At 70.5% G+C, this 16,741-nt stretch carries 18 protein-coding genes and 3 tRNA genes; 16 read left to right on the top strand and 5 right to left on the bottom strand.

Annotated features, from left to right (window positions below; all coding sequences use genetic code 11):
* The 5 genes from EDD90_RS23215 to EDD90_RS23195 all read left to right on the top strand — a co-directional run bounded on the left by EDD90_RS23215 (nucleotide 1) and on the right by EDD90_RS23195 (nucleotide 5,252).
* Nucleotides 1-1,575 (top strand): NuoM family protein, encoded by a 1,575-nt coding sequence (locus EDD90_RS23215; RefSeq protein ID WP_123974868.1) that lies wholly within the window; start codon nucleotides 1-3, stop codon nucleotides 1,573-1,575.
* Nucleotides 1,572-3,095: an NADH-quinone oxidoreductase subunit N gene (locus EDD90_RS23210; RefSeq protein ID WP_123974867.1), complete on the top strand. Its 1,524-nt coding sequence runs from the start codon at nucleotides 1,572-1,574 to the stop codon at nucleotides 3,093-3,095. The genes EDD90_RS23215 and EDD90_RS23210 overlap by 4 nt, the downstream gene beginning before the upstream one ends.
* 226 nt (nucleotides 3,096-3,321) lie before the next feature.
* Nucleotides 3,322-4,185 (top strand): zinc metalloprotease HtpX, encoded by an 864-nt coding sequence (htpX, locus tag EDD90_RS23205; RefSeq protein WP_123974866.1) that lies wholly within the window; start codon nucleotides 3,322-3,324, stop codon nucleotides 4,183-4,185.
* Nucleotides 4,182-4,574, top strand: coding sequence for a YccF domain-containing protein (locus tag EDD90_RS23200; RefSeq protein ID WP_123974865.1), 393 nt, complete (start codon nucleotides 4,182-4,184; stop codon nucleotides 4,572-4,574). Before htpX ends, EDD90_RS23200 begins: the two co-directional genes overlap by 4 nt.
* A 111-nt stretch (nucleotides 4,575-4,685) precedes the next feature.
* The gene (locus EDD90_RS23195) at nucleotides 4,686-5,252 is read left to right on the top strand and encodes an SMI1/KNR4 family protein (RefSeq protein WP_123974864.1); all 567 of its coding nucleotides are present in this window, start codon (nucleotides 4,686-4,688) and stop codon (nucleotides 5,250-5,252) included.
* A gap of 88 nt (nucleotides 5,253-5,340) precedes the next feature.
* On the opposite strand, the gene EDD90_RS23190 is transcribed toward EDD90_RS23195, so the two are convergent.
* Nucleotides 5,341-6,585, bottom strand: coding sequence for an APC family permease (locus EDD90_RS23190; protein ID WP_123974863.1), 1,245 nt, complete (start codon nucleotides 6,583-6,585; stop codon nucleotides 5,341-5,343).
* Between the two features lie 186 nt (nucleotides 6,586-6,771).
* Between EDD90_RS23190 and EDD90_RS23185 the strand changes: the two genes are divergently transcribed.
* Complete coding sequence (locus EDD90_RS23185; RefSeq protein ID WP_123974862.1) at nucleotides 6,772-7,038, top strand: GlsB/YeaQ/YmgE family stress response membrane protein; 267 nt, start codon at nucleotides 6,772-6,774, stop codon at nucleotides 7,036-7,038.
* Nucleotides 7,039-7,118: 80 nt separating this feature from the next.
* On the opposite strand, the gene EDD90_RS23180 is transcribed toward EDD90_RS23185, so the two are convergent.
* On the bottom strand, nucleotides 7,119-7,607 hold the full coding sequence (locus EDD90_RS23180) for a YajQ family cyclic di-GMP-binding protein (RefSeq protein WP_123974861.1): 489 nt from the start codon (nucleotides 7,605-7,607) through the stop codon (nucleotides 7,119-7,121).
* A gap of 226 nt (nucleotides 7,608-7,833) precedes the next feature.
* On the opposite strand from EDD90_RS23180, the gene EDD90_RS23175 reads away from it, so the two are divergent.
* Both EDD90_RS23175 and EDD90_RS23170 read left to right on the top strand, forming a co-directional pair.
* Nucleotides 7,834-7,915, top strand: a tRNA-Tyr gene (locus tag EDD90_RS23175).
* A gap of 332 nt (nucleotides 7,916-8,247) precedes the next feature.
* The gene (locus tag EDD90_RS23170; RefSeq protein WP_123974860.1) at nucleotides 8,248-8,460 is read left to right on the top strand and encodes a hypothetical protein; all 213 of its coding nucleotides are present in this window, start codon (nucleotides 8,248-8,250) and stop codon (nucleotides 8,458-8,460) included.
* 48 nt (nucleotides 8,461-8,508) lie between these two features.
* Here the strand turns inward: EDD90_RS23170 and EDD90_RS23165 are convergent, their stop codons facing one another.
* Together EDD90_RS23165 and EDD90_RS23160 are read right to left on the bottom strand one after the other, a co-directional pair.
* Nucleotides 8,509-9,165, bottom strand: coding sequence for an SDR family oxidoreductase (locus EDD90_RS23165; RefSeq protein WP_123974859.1), 657 nt, complete (start codon nucleotides 9,163-9,165; stop codon nucleotides 8,509-8,511).
* 145 nt (nucleotides 9,166-9,310) lie between these two features.
* Entirely contained in the window at nucleotides 9,311-10,579 is a 1,269-nt protein-coding gene (locus tag EDD90_RS23160; RefSeq protein ID WP_123974858.1) for an amidohydrolase family protein, read from the bottom strand.
* A 266-nt stretch (nucleotides 10,580-10,845) separates the two neighbouring features.
* On the opposite strand from EDD90_RS23160, the gene EDD90_RS23155 reads away from it, so the two are divergent.
* From EDD90_RS23155 to EDD90_RS23120, 8 genes are all read left to right on the top strand, one after another.
* Nucleotides 10,846-10,918: transfer RNA gene (locus EDD90_RS23155), tRNA-Thr, on the top strand.
* A 44-nt stretch (nucleotides 10,919-10,962) separates the two neighbouring features.
* A tRNA-Met gene (locus tag EDD90_RS23150) sits at nucleotides 10,963-11,035 on the top strand.
* Between the two features lie 90 nt (nucleotides 11,036-11,125).
* Complete coding sequence (rpmG, locus tag EDD90_RS23145) at nucleotides 11,126-11,290, top strand: 50S ribosomal protein L33 (protein ID WP_003948671.1); 165 nt, start codon at nucleotides 11,126-11,128, stop codon at nucleotides 11,288-11,290.
* A gap of 117 nt (nucleotides 11,291-11,407) precedes the next feature.
* A complete protein-coding gene (locus EDD90_RS23140) occupies nucleotides 11,408-11,869 on the top strand; it encodes a MaoC family dehydratase N-terminal domain-containing protein (protein ID WP_123974857.1) in 462 nt (153 codons plus the stop codon).
* 7 nt (nucleotides 11,870-11,876) lie between these two features.
* Nucleotides 11,877-12,305, top strand: a complete 429-nt coding sequence (locus EDD90_RS23135; RefSeq protein ID WP_123974856.1) for a MaoC family dehydratase — start codon at nucleotides 11,877-11,879, stop codon at nucleotides 12,303-12,305.
* 337 nt (nucleotides 12,306-12,642) lie between these two features.
* Nucleotides 12,643-13,224 (top strand): TetR/AcrR family transcriptional regulator, encoded by a 582-nt coding sequence (locus EDD90_RS23130; protein WP_123974855.1) that lies wholly within the window; start codon nucleotides 12,643-12,645, stop codon nucleotides 13,222-13,224.
* A gap of 97 nt (nucleotides 13,225-13,321) precedes the next feature.
* Complete coding sequence (locus EDD90_RS23125; protein WP_123974854.1) at nucleotides 13,322-14,782, top strand: DHA2 family efflux MFS transporter permease subunit; 1,461 nt, start codon at nucleotides 13,322-13,324, stop codon at nucleotides 14,780-14,782.
* A 145-nt stretch (nucleotides 14,783-14,927) separates the two neighbouring features.
* The gene (locus EDD90_RS23120; RefSeq protein ID WP_123974853.1) at nucleotides 14,928-15,983 is read left to right on the top strand and encodes a UDP-N-acetylmuramate dehydrogenase; all 1,056 of its coding nucleotides are present in this window, start codon (nucleotides 14,928-14,930) and stop codon (nucleotides 15,981-15,983) included.
* 12 nt (nucleotides 15,984-15,995) lie between these two features.
* Here the strand turns inward: EDD90_RS23120 and EDD90_RS23115 are convergent, their stop codons facing one another.
* Entirely contained in the window at nucleotides 15,996-16,625 is a 630-nt protein-coding gene (locus EDD90_RS23115; RefSeq protein ID WP_123974852.1) for an NAD(P)-dependent oxidoreductase, read from the bottom strand.
* Nucleotides 16,626-16,741 lie beyond the last annotated feature (116 nt).

Here is a 16,741-nt window from a genome sequence, read left to right as displayed (position 1 = left end):
GTGATCGATATCAGCGAGTCCGTGATGCAGTTCCTTCTTGCATTGATCGTCGTCGGCCCGCTCCTCGGCGCCGTCGCCGCCCTGCTCCCCGCCCCGCCCGGGCTGAAGGGGAAGTCGCCCGAGCAGGCCGTGCTCCGCCACGGTGTGACCGTGACCGGCGCGATCCTCCTCGCCGCGATCGTCCTCGCACTCGGCTTCGACCGCGGCCATCCGTCCAGGATGCAGGCCACGACCGACATCAGCTGGATCCCCGCACTCGACGTGCGCATCCACCTCGGCATCGATGGCATCTCCCTTCCCCTGGTGGTCCTGACCGCGCTGCTGACCTTCCTCTGCGCGCTCTACTCGTACTTCAACATGCCTGCGGGCCCGTCCCCGAAGGCCTTCGTCGCACTGCTGCTCGTCCTGGAGTCCGGCACCCTCGCGAGCTTCGCCGTCCTCGACCTGCTGCTGTTCTTCCTCGCGTTCGAGATGGTGCTCATCCCGATGTACTTCCTCATCGCCCGCTGGGGCGGCGCGGGACGGACTCAGGCCGCCTGGAAGTTCATCCTCTTCACGCTGCTCGGGTCCGTCGTCATGCTGCTCGGCCTGCTCCTGATCGGAATCAAGGCGGGCACGTTCGACATGGTCGCACTCGCCACTGACAACGGCCGGTCACTGACCACATCCGTGCAGGTCATCGCCGTTCTGGCGATCGGGATCGGGCTCGCGGTCAAGACCCCGATGTGGCCCCTGCACAGCTGGCTGCCGGACGCCCACACCTCCGCGCCGACCGTCGGTTCGGTGCTGCTTGCCGGCGTCCTGCTGAAGATGGGCACATACGGGTTCGTCCGGATCCTGCTGCCCGTCGCGCCGGACGGCTTCCGTACCTTCGCGCCGTACCTCGCCGCCTTCGCCGTCGTCGGGATCATCTACGGGTCCCTGGCCTGCCTGAACCTCGCCAAGCGGGGTGCGAAGGGCGACCTCAAACGGCTGATCGCCTACTCCTCCGTCGGCCACATGGGCTTCGTCCTGCTCGGCATCGCCACCATGACCCCGACCGGAGTCAACGGAGCCCTGTTCGCCAACATCGCCCACGGCCTCATCACCGGCCTGCTGTTCTTCCTGGTCGGCGGCCTCAAGGACCGCACCGGCACCACCGACCTCGACACCCTGGCGGAGGGGGCCGGCGCCGCGCTCTACGGCAAGGCGCCCCGTCTGGGCGGCCTGCTCGCGTTCGCCGCCGTGGCCTCCCTCGGACTGCCCGGACTCGCCGGGTTCTGGGGCGAGATGCTGGCCCTGTTCGGTGCGTTCAAGCCCGCTGCCGGCCTCAGCCGCCCGGCCTTCCTGACCTTCATGGCGATCGCCGCCTTCGGCACCCTGCTGACGGCCGCGTACATGCTGGCCGTGGTCCGCCGCGTCTGCATGGGCGACGTACCGAAGGACCTGCCGAAGCTCGCCGACGTCCGCACGTACGAGTACGCGGCCTGGACCCCGCTCGTCGTCCTCACCGTCGTCGCCGGACTGTGGCCCAGGGCCCTGCTCGGCCTGACCGACCCGGCCGTCCAGCAGCTCCTCGCAGGAGGCACCCGATGAGCGCCCTGGCCCAGCCACTGGCCGCGAACCTCGTCCAGTCCGTCGACTGGCTCGCGATCGCGCCACCCACCCTCACCGCGGTCGTCGCACTCGCCGTCCTGGTCGCCGACCTCTTCGTGCCCGAGGCCAGGAAGCCGCTCCTCGGCTGGGTCTCCATCGCCGGGCTCGCCGCGGCCGCCGCCCTGCTGCTGCCGCTCCTGGACCACGACCGCAGCACCTTCTGCCTGAACGGCTCCACGCGTGCGTGCAGCTACACGGCCGACCGGTTCACCCTGGTCGTGCAGTTCCTCGTCCTCGGCGGCGCCCTGCTCGCGGCCCTGCTGTCCGTCACCACCCTGAAGGACGACAACCGCCGCTACCCCCAGGGCGAGTTCTGGTTCCTGCTGCTGTCCTCGGCCGCCGGCGCCGCACTGCTGCCCGCCTCCCGCGACCTCGCCACCCTGATCGTCGCCCTGGAGGTCGCCTCCCTGCCCGCCTTCGCCCTTGTCGGCATCCGGCACGGAGACGCGAAGTCCTCCGAAGCCGCACTGAAGTTCTTCCTGTCCTCGGTGACCGCGACCGCCGTCAGCCTCCTGGGCATCAGCTTCGTGTACGCCACCACCGGCAGCCTCTACCTCACCCAGGTCGCCGACCGCATCCAGCACGTCGACGACCAGCTGCACACGCTCGCCCAGACGGGCGTCGTCCTCACCCTCGTCGGTTTCGCGTTCAAGACCGCCGCCGTCCCCTTCCACTTCTGGGTGCCCGACACCTACGTCGGCGCCCCGCTCCCCATCGCCGCCTACCTGTCGGTCGTCGGCAAGGCCGTCGGCTTCTCCGGCCTGATCCTGGTCACCGTCGTCGCCTTCCCGTCGTACGCCGACGTCTGGGGCCCCGCGCTCGCCGCCCTGGCCGCCCTCACCATGACCGTCGGCAACGTCGCCGCCCTGCGCCAGCAGGCCACGCGCGCGTACAGCGCGGTACGACTGCTCGCCTGGTCGTCGGTGGGACAGGCCGGCTACCTGCTGGTGCCGATCGCCGCCGCCGGATACGCCAAGGACGCCCAGAAGGCGATCGGCTCCACCGTCGCCTACGCCCTCATGTACGCGGCCGTGAACCTGGGCGCGTTCGCGGTGGCCGCCCTGGTCGGCCGTACGAAGGAACTCAACCGCATCTCCGACTACCGCGGCCTGTACGCCAGGAACCCGCTGACCGCCCTGCTCCTGGCGTTCTTCCTGCTGTGCCTGGCCGGACTTCCCCCGGGCATCATCGGTCTCTTCGCGAAGGTCACCGTCTTCTCGGCGGCCGTCGACGCGGGCCTCGGCTGGCTGGCGGTGGTCATGGCCGTCAACGTCGTGATCGCCCTCTTCTACTACCTCCAGTGGACGGCCCTGCTGTTCCGCGCCCCCGAGGGCGAGCCCGCCGAGCACCGCCTCCCGGCCCCTCTCACGGCCGCGCTCGCCCTCACCGGCGTCCTCGGCGTCGTCCTCTCCGGAGCTCCGCAACTGGTGCTCCGCTTCGCCGCCACGGGGCTGTTCTGACGCCCCGCACGCGCGCATGAAGCCGTTCACGCGCGCCTGCTGCCGTCCTCACCCGGACGGCCCATGCGGTGCACAGCGGGCACAAGGGAACTAGTGACCGCCGCCTGGCGTTGACCACTGCGGGAGGGTCCACTGGACGTGACACAACGACACCGGTGGCATCGCAGATCGGAAGGCAGCACCGCAGGCAAAGGGTTCCCCTGCCGCACGACTTGGAGGGCGTACCGTGCACCGCCGGCACAACGGGCTCAGGACCGCAGTTCTCCTCGGGGGACTGTCGGCACTCATCATCGTCATCGGCAGCTTCTTCGGCCGGACGGGTCTGATCGTCGCGGTCCTCGTCGCCCTCGGCACGAACGCGTACGCGTACTGGAACAGCGACAAACTGGCGCTACGCGCGATGCGCGCGCGCCCGGTGAGCGAGTTCGAGGCCCCGGCCCTGTACCGGATGGTCCGCGAGCTCTCCACCCAGGCCCGCCAGCCCATGCCCCGCCTGTACATCTCGCCGACGGAGGCACCGAACGCCTTCGCGACCGGCCGTAATCCGCGCAACGCCGCCGTGTGCTGCACGGAGGGCATCCTGCGCATCCTGGACGAGCGGGAGCTGCGCGGCGTCATCGGCCACGAGCTCAGCCACGTCTACAACCGCGACATCCTCATCTCGTCGGTCGCCGGCGCACTCGCCTCGGTGATCATGTTCCTGGTCAACTTCGCGTGGCTGATCCCGGTCGGCCGTTCGGATGACGACGACGGCCCCGGTTTCCTCGGTCTGCTGCTCGTCATGATCCTGGGGCCGCTCGCCGCCACCGTCATCCAGCTGGCCATCAGCCGTTCCCGGGAGTACGAGGCGGACGCCTCCGGTGCCCAGCTCACGGGCGACCCCCTCGCTCTCGCCGGCGCCCTGCGCAAGCTGGACGTCGGCACCAAGCAGCTCCCGCTGCCGCCCGAGCCCCGGATCGAGACCGCGAGCCACATGATGATCGCGAACCCCTTCCGCCCGGGCCAGGGACTGTCCAAGATGTTCTCTACGCACCCGCCCATGGCGGACCGGATCGCCCGGCTAGAGAAGATGGCAGGTCGCCAGCAGTGAAGACCATCCTGAACATCATTTGGCTCGTCCTGAGCGGCTTCTGGCTGTTCCTCGGCTACCTGCTCGCGGGCGTGATCCTCTGCATCACGATCATCGGCATCCCGTTCGGAATAGCTGCTTTTCGTATTGGTGTCTACGCCCTGTGGCCCTTCGGGTACACGACCGTCGAGCGTCGCGACGCGGGTGCCCCCTCCTGTGTCGGCAACATCCTGTGGCTGGTCCTCGCGGGCTGGTGGCTGGCCCTCGCGCACATCGTCACCGGCATCGCCATGTGCCTGACGATCATCGGAATCCCCTTCGGCATCGCCAACTTCAAGCTGATCCCGGTCTCCCTCCTTCCGCTGGGTCGCGAGATCGTGCCCACGGACCAGCCGTTCGCGACCCGCTGACCACACATCATCCGGCCGGCCCGGCAGGCGAGTTGTCCGCAGGCCCGCGCCCTCGCCGGAGGTTGTCCACAGGCCGCCACGATTGTCGGTGGCGGCCTGCATCATGAAGCCATGACCGAGATCGAGCAGCTGCTGACACAGGTGACGGCACAGGCCCGCAACTCCCGCCCGTGGGGCTGGCCTTCGCTCCCCGCACCCGTCGACGCGGCCGCGCTCGACCGCGCCCGGGAGGCCCTGGGCTTTCCCCTGCCGCCCCTCCTCGCCGCGCTCTACGAACGGGTGGGCGACGGAGGCTTCGGACCGTCGTACGGCCTGCTGCCCCTGCTCGACGCCGCACCCTCCGGTGAACCCGCCGCCGTCGCGCAGTACCTCACCAACCGTGAGTACGGCCGAAAGAACCCGGACTGGCCCTGGCCCGAGGGCGTTCTGCCGATATCGCACTGGGGCTGCGGCATGTACGCGTGCGTGGACTGCCGCAGCCCGGAGGCCACGGTGCTGCTCTACGAGCCGAACGCCGACGACGCCGACGGGGCCTGGTTCGTGGACGCGCCCACGCTCACCGACTGGCTGCGCGTCTGGCTGGCCGGTACGGGCTGGTACGAGGAGACCGACGAGGGCACGGATCTGGCGCCCTGGGGCGACTACCGGATACGCACAGCCCCGGAGCAGGCCTCCTGAGAAACCGGGCCTCCTGAGCGCGGGCGCCGCCCGCTCAGTCGCTTCGCCGCCGCCCGCGGACGTAGACCACAGGTCACGGCCATACCGCCTAGCGGGCCACCACCCACCGGCGTACGGCGTACGCCGCCGCGCCCACCGCCAGTACGGCGGCCCCTGGGACCACCGACGCCATGGGCAGGGCGAAGGCGAGGGCCGCGCAGCCCAGCAGGCCCACCACCGGGACCACGCGCGCACGCGGGGCCGGATCGAGCGTCCATGCCGAGGCGTTGGCCACCGCGTAGTACGCCAGCACACCGAAGGAGGAGAAACCGATGGCACCCCGGACGTCCGCCGTCGCCGCCACCACGGCGACCACCGCGCCGACGGCCAGCTCCGCGCGGTGCGGGACCTGGAAACGAGGGTGCACGGCAGCCAGCGACGAGGGTAGATGGCCGTCGCGGGCCATGGCGAGGGTTGTCCGCGACACCCCCAGGATCAGCGCCAGCAGCGAGCCGAGCGCGGCCACCGCGGCCCCGACCCGCACCACGGGCACCAGCCCCGGCGCCCCGGCCGCGCGCACCGCGTCGGCCAGCGGGGCCTCCGCCCGCCCCAGCGCGTCGGCGCCGAGCACCGAGAGCACGGCCACCGCCACACACGCGTACACCACCAGCGAGATGGCCAGGGCCAGCGGAATCGCGTGCGGGATGGTGCGCGCCGGATCCCGGACCTCCTCGCCGAGGGTCGCGATCCGCGCGTACCCGGCGAACGCGAAGAACAGCAGACCAGCGGCCTGAAGCACCCCGCCGACACCCGCCGACAGCCCGATGTCCAGCCGCCCGGCGTCCGCTCGCCCGGAGGCCAGGCACACGACCACCACGGAAGCGAGGACAGCCAGCACCACGGCCACGATCACCCGCGTCAGCCAGGCCGACTTCTGGATGCCGCCGTAGTTCACGGCGGTCAGTGCCACCACCGCCGCGACCGCGACCGCGTGCGCCTGCCCCGGCCAGACGTATGCGCCCACGGTGAGCGCCATCGCCGCGCAGGACGCCGTCTTCCCGACGACGAACGCCCAGCCCGCGAGGTACCCCCAGAAGGCCCCGAGCCGCTCCCGCCCGTACACGTAGGTGCCGCCCGACTGCGGGTACCGGGCGGCGAGGCGGGCCGAGGACATGGCGTTGCAGTAGGCGACCAGGGCGGCGACGGCGAGCCCGGGCAGCAACCCCGAGCCGGCCGCTCGGGCCGCCGGGCCCAGGGCGGAGAACACGCCGGCCCCGATCATCGAGCCGAGGCCGACGATCACGGCGTCGCGCACGCCCAGGGAACGCCGCAGACCGGGAGGTGAGGAGGTCATGCGCCGCACCCTACTGACGGCTGCAACCGCGTGGCATCGCCGTGTCGTCCTCGTCAGCAACAGGAACGAACAGATGCGCCACGGACAAGTCCGGACACCTCGGACGGCGTGTCCGGCACAGCCGGCCCGGCCGAAATCACAGGGCCGGAACAGTGCGAACACAGCGCGGAAGGGCAGGTTCAGGGCATGGGCATCATCAGTTGGATCATCCTGGGACTGTTGGCCGGCGCCATCGCCAAATTCCTGCTGCCGGGACGCGACCCCGGCGGCTTCATCGGCACCACTCTCATCGGCATCGTGGGCGCGTTCCTCGGCGGCTGGATATCCGCCCGCTGGCTGGACCACCCGATCGCCAAGAACTTCTACGACGGCGCGACCTGGGTGTCGGCGATCGGCGGCTCGCTGGTTCTGCTGATCGCCTACCGCCTCCTGTTCGGCAACTCGCGCGACTGACCGCACCTGGCCGCCGCCGGTGGACGGGAAGGGTGGACACCCGGCGGTGTCCACCCTTCCCGTCCACCGGACGGTGCTGCCTACCGGTAGTTCACGAACTGAAGCGCGAAGTCGAAGTCCTGGCCCTTCAGCAGCGTGATCACGGCTTGGAGGTCGTCGCGGCTCTTGGAGCTGACGCGCAGCTCGTCGCCCTGGACCTGGGCCTTCACGCCCTTGGGGCCCTCGTCACGGATGATCTTCGCGACCTTCTTCGCGTTCTCCTGGGAGATGCCCTCCTCGATCGACGCGAAGATCTTGTACTCCTTGCCGGAGAGCTGGGGCTCACCCGCGTCCAGCGCCTTCAGCGAGATGCCGCGCTTGATCAGCTTCGACTGGAAGACGTCGAGGATCGCATTGACCCGGTCCTCGGAGTTCGCCTGCATCAGGATCTTCTCGCCGGACCAGGCGATCGAGGCGCCCACGCCCTTGAAGTCGTAGCGCTGCGAGACCTCCTTGGCGGCCTGGTTGAGGGCGTTGTCGACCTCCTGCCGCTCGACCTTCGAGACGATGTCGAAACTGGAGTCGGCCATGTCCTGTGGCTCCTTGTATCGGGGGGCGTATCGGGATGCGCTGCGGCGCGCTGCGGCGGCCGTCTGGCCCGGTGTGGGGACCGGGCCGCATCCGCACCAGCCTAGCCACCTCACGTGCCTCAAGGGCCGATCAATCGAGTGGCGGAGCACCCCTCTGGATCGGGTATTGTTTACGTCGTTGCCAGGGAGCACCGCAGAAAAGCGGTTCGACTTGGCGGCAAACCCCGGCGGTGTGCCCGAGCGGCCAAAGGGAGCAGACTGTAAATCTGCCGGCTCAGCCTTCCCAGGTTCGAATCCTGGCGCCGCCACTTTGGGGAAGACCCCCTCTGGACTGTGGAAACACAGACCGGAGGGGGTTTCTTGCTTGTGCTGTGGAGAGGCTCGCGAGACAGGCGTGATGTCTCCCACACGGGCGCTCGGCGGGCGCTTCTGAGCGTGTGGCACCCGGCGGGACCTGTCGGCCGGGCGGCAAGATCCGTCACGTACGGCTACGGCCACGGCTACGGCAACGCCACCGGGCGTCCGGCGCTTGCGACGCAGGCGCCGGAGACACCCGGATCAGCTGTACCTCGCCCCACGAGACACCTACGGTCCCGGCACCCGTGTCCCATCCCCGGGACCCCGCGGCACACTGAAACACATGTCCACCCGTCGTAGAACCTGTCCGGTGTGCCGTCGCGAAATCGCCGTCGTCGCGGGGCGCTTCGCGCGCCACGACCCGCCCGGGGCACGGGAGAGCATCGACCTGGTCTCCTGCTCCGGCTCGCGGCGACAGGCCGAACTCGGGGCGGCCCAGCCGTCGTTGGACGGATACGCCGTGCCGGACTTCCCCGGGCAGCTGCCGCTGTTCTGAGAACTCCGACCGGCAGCCGGTACAAGCCTCAACGGCCGGGCGGCGGGTTCAGTTCCCGGCCACCGACTTCACGGCCACCGTGACCGGCGTCGACCCGCCGATCAGCTCCAGGGTCAGGCCAGCCGTCGCCGAGGTGTCCACCAACTCCGCCAGCACAGCGGCCACGTCGTCGCGCGTGACCGGACCCCGGCCCGTGTGCGCCTCCAGACGCACCAGGCCGGTGCCCGCCTCGTCCGTCAGCGAACCAGGGCGCAGAATCGTCCAGTCGAGGGCACTCTGCCGGGTGACATACGCGTCGGCCGCGCCCTTGGCCCGCAAATACACATCGAAGACGTCGTCGCCCCGGTGCTCCGGATCCGCGCCCATCGAGGAGACGACCACGAAACGGCGTACGCCCGCGCGTACGGCCGCGTCCGCGAACAGCACCGCCGCGCCCTTGTCCACCGTCTCCTTGCGAGCCGTACCGCTGCCCGGGCCCGCGCCCGCCGCGAAAACCGCCGCGTCCGCCCCCCGCAGCTGCGCCGCGACCTCCTCGACCGATGCCGACTCCAGGTCGAGCAGCACCGGTTCGGCACCGGCCGCCCGCAGAGCGTCGCCCTGTTCGGCCTTTCGGATGATCCCCGCGACCTCGTCCCCGCGCGCGGAGAGCAGTCGCTCCAACCGCAACGCGATCTGACCATGACCACCAGCGATGACAATGCGCATGTCTCCGACCGTACGCCCGAAGCCCCGCATTCGCCGCACGACTTCATGCGCCCCACACGCCCCAGGTGACAGTCAGGAGTGTCCGGCGTGCACCCCGCACCGGCTGCCTGGGTGCCGAGCCCCGTTCACGCCCCCTGCGTTCCCGTCAGGACAACTCGCCGCGCCCCTGCCGAGGCAGCCCGAGTTCCGCCGCCGCAGCCGAGTTGCAGTACTCGCGGACTGCGCTGGTGCGTGCCACCACGCGCCCCCGGTGCACCACGATCCGGCTGTAGGCGAGGGACAGAGCGCCCGCCAGGTGGTCGCCGCGTACGGCGAGGAGTTCGGCGGGAAAGCCTGCCTCGACGCGGACCTGGGGGAGACCGAGGGCGGCACGGGAGGCGGCGCTCACGGTGTCGTAGGCGTCCTCGGGGCGCAGGCCGTGGCGGGAGGCCAGGAGGTAGGCCGCCTCCAGGGGGTCGCCGCGGCCCACGGGGTTCGACAGGTCGCGCAGGGCGCCGCTGCCGGCGGCGACCCGCACCCCGGCCGCCCGCAGCAGTCGTACCGGAGCGGTCCCGCGGCGGTCGACGGAGCCGCAGCCGCCCTGCGGCAGGCACACCACGGTGACGCCGGCCGCGGCGAGCTGGTCCGCGACCCGGGCGGCCGCCTCGGCGGGCAGCCGCGCAAGCCCGGCGCACGGGCCGAGCGTCACGCCGGGGCGCATGCCCCCTGCCATCACCGCGAGTCTGGCCAGCCGGGCCGGGTCGACGGCGTCCGTGTGCAGGTCGACCGGGCAGCCGTGCTCGGAGGCCACCTCCAGGACCGCCTCCACGTAGCCCGTGGGATCCGGATCCAGGTCGGGACAGCCGCCCACCACGGACGCCCCCATCTTCGCCGCGTCGCGCAGTATCGCCAGCCCGTCGGCGCCGGCACGTCCCGTCAGCACGCGTGGCATAGCGACCGCCGTGAGTTCCGCGAGCCCGCGCAGCGAGCGGCGCGCCTGGAGGACGGCGGCCAGGGCGCCCAGGCCCTGGACGTCGCCCACGCGCACGTGCGCGCGCACCGCCGTCGCGCCGTGCCCGAGTTGCAGCAGGGCCGCCTCGGTGGCGCGGCGCTGGACATCCTCGGGGGCGTACGAGACGGGGCCGCCGCGATCGGCGGAGAGCGCGGTGTCGCCATGGGCGTGCGGTTCGGCAGGGGCGGGGAGGAGGAGGTAGCCGCTCAGATCCACGCGTGTGCCGTCCGCGCGGGCCGGATCCGGCGCCAGGCTGCCTGCCGTACCGACCGCCTCGATGCGCCCGCCGCCCAGCCTCACGTCCACCGTCCGGCCGTCGGTGAGGCGTGCCCCGCACAGCAGGAGCGCGGCCGGGTCCGACTGCCCCGAGGAACCCGAAGGGTTGGACGACGACGAGGGCGGCTGCGGCTGGCTGTCGGGCATCGCGCTCCAGGAAGGTCGGTCCAGGCGTTGGACTCAAGATCACGCAGAGTGAGTCGAGCCTAGGACGGCGAGCCGCATGGGGCGGGGAGGAGCGCAATAGTCGTACCGGCGCCGTCGGACCTGATGGGAGGGGGTCGGCACGCGCGCGTGGGGAGCTGCGGAAGGGGTCCGAGAGGCTGTCGTGAGCCGCGCGGAAGGGGGCGGGAAGGGCGGCGGGAAACGGATTTGGGTGAACGGCGGCCGAGCGTGTAATGTCTTCATCGCTCGCCCCAATAGCTCAGTCGGCAGAGCGTCTCCATGGTAAGGAGAAGGTCTACGGTTCGATTCCGTATTGGGGCTCTGGTGTGAGAGGTCCCGTCGCAAGGCGGGACTGATCTCATCAAAGCGGTGTAGCTCAGTCGGTAGAGCAAGCGGCTCATAATCGCTGTGTCACCGGTTCAAGTCCGGTCACCGCTACTGACAGTAGCCGATTGCGGGGTCGGTCCTTCGATCGGCTACTCTGTTGTGCGTTGAATCAGTCCATCCGTTCGTCTTAGGAGCACTCACGTGGCTGCCACCGACGTCCGCCCGAAGATCACGCTGGCCTGCGTGGAGTGCAAGGAGCGGAACTACATCACCAAGAAGAACCGGCGTAACAACCCGGACCGTCTTGAGATGAAGAAGCACTGCCCGCGTTGCAACGCGCACACCGCGCACCGCGAAACGCGATAAGAAACAGGCTCGTCCGTGAGGCCGTCCCCGTCCGGGGGCGGCCTCACGGCGTTTCGGGGGACGGCTTTCCCGCTAGTTTGTGGGGCATCACAGCAGACATCAGGAGGTGCCGGGCCAATGGCGCTCGACCAGTCCTTCGTGGGACGGACCTACCCACCCACCGAGCCCTACGAGGTGGGCCGGGAGAAGATCCGTGAGTTCGCCGAGGCGGTGGGCGACGCCAACCCGGTGTACACGGACCCGGAGGCCGCCAAAGCGCTCGGCCATTCCGATGTGATCGCTCCGCCGACCTTTGTTTTCTCGATCACTTTCCGCGCGGCCGGACAGGTCGTCGAGGACCCGCAGCTCGGCCTGGACTACAGCCGGGTGGTGCACGGCGACCAGAAGTTCGCCTACCGGCGCCCGGTGCGTGCCGGCGACCGGCTGAGTGTCACCTCGACCATCGAGGCCATCAAGTCCCTCGCGGGCAACGACATCATCGACATCCGAGGCGATGTCCACGACGAGGCGGGCGAGCTCGTGGTGAGCGCCCTGACCAAGCTGGTGGCCCGCGCGGCGGACGTGGAAGAGGGGGCGTGAGGATCCGATGACGTCGAAGATCACATACGAGGACGTCGAGGTCGGCACCGAACTGCCGGTGCAGACCTTCTCCGTGACCCGTGCCACGCTCGTGCGGTACGCGGGCGCCTCCGGCGACTTCAATCCGATCCACTGGAACGAGAAGTTCGCCAAGGAGGTGGGCCTGCCGGACGTCATCGCGCACGGCATGTTCACCATGGCCGAGGCGATCCGCGTGGTCACCGACTGGACCGGCGACCCGGGCGCGGTCGTCGAGTACGGCGTCCGCTTCACCAAGCCCGTCGTCGTCCCGAACGACGACCAGGGCGCCCTGATCGAGGTCAGCGGCAAGGTCGCGGCCAAGCTCGACGACAACACCGTGCGCGTCGACCTGACGGCGACGAGCGACGGCCAGAAGGTGCTGGGCATGTCACGCGCGGTCGTACGACTGGGCTGAGCGCCGGCGAGCCTGCGGTGCCGATGCGCCCGTGGTGCCGGTGATGCCTGCGGTAAGGGGCGTTCTCCATTGCGGGGCGCCCTTTACGTGTTGTGGCCCCTTGCCAGTGAAACGGTCGCAGGCGGGGGGCCGTTCCCGGCGAGAGGTCGTTCCCGGTGACGGACTGTTACCTCCGGGGTGTTCCTGTTGGGGTGTCGTCCCGCCTGGGCTGTCCCCGCCGAGGGACCGTCCCGCCCGAGCTGCCCCCGTCGAGAAGCCGTCCCGTCCGGACTGCCCCCGCCGAGGGACCGTCAGGCACCCCTTGACTTAGTTAGTGATTGAGTACTAACTTCGTCACATGGTCAGGATGAGCGCTGAAGAGCGGCGCGAGAGTGTCATCCGCGCGGCGATCGCCGAGTTCTCGCAGAGGGGCTACTACGGCACCTCCACCGAGGCGATCGCCAAGCGGGTCGGAGTCTCGCAGCCGTATCTCTTCCGGCTCTTCCCGGGCAAGAAGGCGATCTTCGCCGCCGCCTCGCGGCGCTGCATCGACGAGATGCGCGAGGTCTTCGAGAAGGCGGCCGAGGGGCTGGAGGGTCAGGAAGCGCTGCACGCCATGGGCGACGCGTATGTGCAAATGATCCAGGAGCGGCCGGAGCGGCTCCAGATGCAGATGCAGACGTACATCACCGTCGCGGCCGCGGAGGCGGAGGGTGAGCACGAGTTCGGTGAGCTCGTGCGGGCCGGCTGGTCGCGGCTCTGGGACATCGTCCATCTGTGCTCTGGGGGCGACGTCGACCGCACCACGACGTTCCTGGCCAAGGGGATGCTTATCAACACCTATGCGGCCATGGGGTTTCCGCCCGAGCACCGGGTCTGGCAGGGGATGTACCCGGACGCCGGGACCACCGGGCGGCTGGACAAGTGCAGCGATGAGTGAGGGGCGGTTCGCCGTTCCAGGTCCGGGTTTTTTCATGGGCCAGAAAATTAGTGATCAATAACTAATCAACCTTCGCAGGTCATGCCCTGGGGGAGCGATGTCACAAGAGACCGCACAACAGGCCACACGCCGGACCGCACCTCGCGGGGGCGCCGGATGGGCGCTCGTCATCACCAGCGTCGCCGGATTCATGGCGGCCCTCGACAACCTCGTCGTCACCACCGCCCTGCCCTCCATCCGCAGGGACCTCGGCGGAGCGCTCGACGACCTCGAATGGACCGTGAGCGCCTACACGCTCACCTTCGCCGTCCTGCTGATGTTCGGCGCCGCCCTCGGTGACCGCTTCGGCCGCCGCCGGCTCTTTCTCGCCGGACTCACGATCTTCACCGGCGCCTCCGCCGCCGCGGCCATGGCACCCGGCATCGACTCACTGATCGCCGCCCGTGCGGTCCAGGGGGTCGGTGCGGCCGTCATGATGCCGTTGACGCTCACCTTGCTGACGGCAGCCGTGCCGGAGGCCAAGCGCGGGATGGCGTACGGGATCTGGGGCGCCGTCAACGGACTCGCGGTCGCCTCCGGGCCGCTCATCGGCGGCAGCCTCACCGAACACGTGTCCTGGCATTGGATCTTCTGGCTGAACGTTCCGCTCGGCGTCGCCCTGCTGCCGCTCGCCCGCCTCCGTCTCGCCGAGTCGTACGGCACCGGCGCTCCGCTCGACATACCCGGCACCCTGCTCGCCAGCGGTGGTCTCTTCGGGATCGTCTACGGCCTGGTACGCGGCCCGGCCGACGGCTGGAGCAGCTCCCTCGTACTGACCGGCCTGTTCGCGGGCGCCGCCCTGCTCGCCGGCTTCGTGCTGCACGGCAGCCGCGCCAAGAACCCCATGCTGCCCATGCGGCTCTTCCGCTCCCGCGCCTTCTCCGGGATCAACGCCGCCAGCCTGCTGATGTTCCTCGGCATGTTCGGCTCGATCTTCCTGCTCAGCCAGTACATGCAGGGCGTGCTCGGCTACTCGCCCACCGAGGCCGGCCTCAGGATGCTGCCCTGGACGGGCATGCCGATGATCGTCGCGCCGATTGCCGGCATCCTCTCCGACCGGATCGGCGGCCGCCCGGTCGTCGCGGCCGGGCTCTTCCTCCAGGCCGCCGGGCTCGGCTACCTCGCCTCGGTCGTCACCGCGGACGCCTCCTACGGCGCCCAGCTGCCCGGCCTGATCATCAGCGGTATCGGCATGGCCCTCTACTTCGCCCCGGCCGCCAACCTGGTGATGTCCGCCGTTCGCCCACAGGAACAGGGCATCGCCTCCGGCGCCAACAACGCGTTGCGCGAGGTCGGCGGCGCGCTCGGCGTCGCGGTCATGTCGTCCATCTTCTCCGCACAGGGCAGCTACGAGAGCGCCCAGAGCTTCGTGGACGGGCTGCGGCCCGCCCTCGTCACCGGAGCCGCCGTGGTCGCCCTCGCCGGGATCTCCGCGCTGCTGATCCCCGGCCGACGCCGTGCCGCGAGGATCGTCGCCGAGAGGGAGCCCGCCGCGGAGCCGGCGGCCGTCGGCAGTTGAAGGCGGCTGACGGCAGCCGAAGGCGCCTGACGGCGCATCTGACGGCACGCGCGCGTGGGGCCCCGTTTCCGAGTGGACGGGGCCCCACGCGCGCGTGCGGCTCGTGGCGGTGGGCCTGCCGGTGGCGTCTCGTAGTCTTGGGCGCGTGCAGGAACTCCACGACGCCCCCCTCGCCCCTCTCACCACCTTCCGGCTCGGCGGCCCCGCCACCCGGCTGGTCACCGCGGCCACCGATACCGAGGTGATCGCCGCCGTCCGCGAGGCCGACGACAGCGGGACCCCGCTGCTGGTCATCGGCGGCGGCTCGAACCTGGTCATCGGTGACAAGGGCTTCGACGGCACCGCCCTGCGCATCGCCACCACCGGCTTCGAACTGCGCGGCACGACGCTTGAGCTGGCGGCCGGCGAGGTCTGGACCGACGCGGTCGCCCGCACCGTCGAGGCCGGGCTGGCCGGCGTCGAATGCCTCGCCGGGATCCCGGGCTCCGCGGGCGCCACGCCCATCCAGAACGTGGGGGCGTACGGCCAGGAGGTCTCCTCGACCATCACCGAGGTGGTCGCCTACGACCGGCGGGCCGGCGAGACGGTGACGCTCTCCAACGAGGAGTGCGCGTTCTCGTACCGGCACAGCAGGTTCAAGAGCGACCCCGAGCGGTACGTCGTCCTGCGCGTGCGTTTCGAACTGGAGGACGCGGGCGGGCTGTCGGCACCGGTGCGGTACGCCGAGGCCGCGCGGGCGCTCGGAGCGGAGCCGGGGGACCGGGTTCCGCTCGCCGACGCGCGCAAGACCGTGCTCAAGCTCCGCGCGGGGAAGGGGATGGTGCTGGACCCCGAGGACCACGACACCTGGTCGGCGGGCTCCTTCTTCACCAACCCGATCCTCACCGACGAACAGTTCGCCGACTTCCACGCGCGCGTGCGCAAGCGGCTGGGCGACGGCGCCGAGCCGCCCGCCTACCCCGCGGGGAAGGGACGTACCAAGACCTCGGCGGCCTGGCTGATCGACAAGGCCGGGTTCACCAAGGGGTACGGCAGCGGGGCGGCCCGGATCTCCACGAAGCACACGCTGGCGCTGACCAACCGGGGAGGGGCCACGACGGAGGATCTGCTGGAGCTGGCGCGCGAGGTCGTCACCGGGGTCCGGGACGCGTTCGGTGTGACTCTCGTCAACGAGCCGGTGACCGTCGGCGTCAGCCTCTAGAGGGCCAGAGGTTCAGTACGCCACCCCCACCCCCTGCTTCACCGTCCCCTCGTCCGCGGTCATCGCCAGCATCGCGTGGGCCACGTCCGCCCGTGCGATGAAGCGGCCCTTCGGCGGGAAACCGCCGATCACCGTGCGGTAGGTGCCGGTGAGGGGCTTGTCCTGGAGGCGGGGCGGGCGCACCGACGTCCAGTTGGTGCCGCTGCGGGACAACTCCGCCTCCATCTCGCGCAGGTCGTCGTAGACCGGCTTCAGGATGCTGCCGACGAGGGCGCGTACGGAGTGGTCCAGCAGGCCGTCGTCCGGTTCCGGGCCCACCGGTGCCGCGCTGACCACCACGAGCCGACGTACGCCCTCCGCCTGCATGGCGGCCAGCACCGTACGGGTCAGGCGGGCGGCGACGCCGGCGTCCTTGCGGCCGCGCGGGCCCAGTCCGGACAGGACCGCGTCCCGGCCCGTGACCGCCGGGCGGACCACCTCGGGGTCGGTGAGGTCCGCGCGGACGACCTCCAGGCCGGGGCCCGTCACGGTCAGCCGGGCCGGGTCGCGCACGACCGCGGTGACCCGATGGCCGGACGCCAGCGCCTGGCGGACGATCTCCCGGCCGATCCCGCCGGTCGCGCCGAAGACGGTGAGATTCATGACTGCTCCCGAGTACTCAAGCGTCAGGTGGTGGGTGAGTATTCACTCACCTGCTGTCGGTCTCTAGAGTGGGTAAGTACTCACCCACCCGTCAAGCCTCTTCGGGACATCCGTCG

It is taken from the genome of Streptomyces sp. Ag109_O5-1 (genome assembly GCF_003814875.1).
GTDB lineage: Bacteria > Actinomycetota > Actinomycetes > Streptomycetales > Streptomycetaceae > Streptomyces > Streptomyces sasae.
Note: the sequence above shows the minus strand (reverse complement) of the source record. Positions and strands in the feature narration are given on the sequence as shown.